Annotated in this window: 1 protein-coding gene; it reads left to right on the top strand. The window is 59.2% G+C overall.

Annotation, left to right across the window (positions count from 1 at the left end):
- On the top strand, positions 1 to 426 hold a 426-nt coding region (locus EOA27_RS40075), incomplete at both ends, for a PAS domain S-box protein (protein ID WP_127259146.1).

The raw sequence follows: 426 nt of genomic DNA, 5'->3' as shown, positions 1-426 counted from the left end.
GGGAAAAGGTCGTCCTTCGCAACAGGCCCGATGAGCCCGCAGAAGAGCGCATCCTCGATTTCGTCTACCAGCCGATCAAGGATGACAATGGCCGCGTCACTGCGATCTTCGTCGAAGGCACGGATGTTAGCGAGCTGTCCTTTGCGAATGCCGCACTTCGGCTGCGTGAGGACCATCTGCGTTCGATCTTGGCAACGGTGCCGGATGCAATGGTCGTCATCGATGAGCAAGGCCGCATCCAATCCTTCAGCACAGCCGCAGAGACGTTGTTCGGCTATGCATCGAGCGAAGTCATAGGCCAGAATGTCAGCCTGCTGATGCCGGCACCCTATCGCGACGAGCATGACGCCTATCTGCACCGCTATCTGACAACCGGAGAGCGCCGGATCATCGGGCTTGGTCGCACGGTCACCGGAATGCGCAAGG

Source organism: Mesorhizobium sp. M2A.F.Ca.ET.037.01.1.1 (assembly GCF_003998075.1).
Classification (GTDB): domain Bacteria; phylum Pseudomonadota; class Alphaproteobacteria; order Rhizobiales; family Rhizobiaceae; genus Mesorhizobium.
The sequence above is the reverse complement of the archived record's forward strand: the minus strand, read 5'-3'. Positions and strand labels throughout refer to the sequence as shown.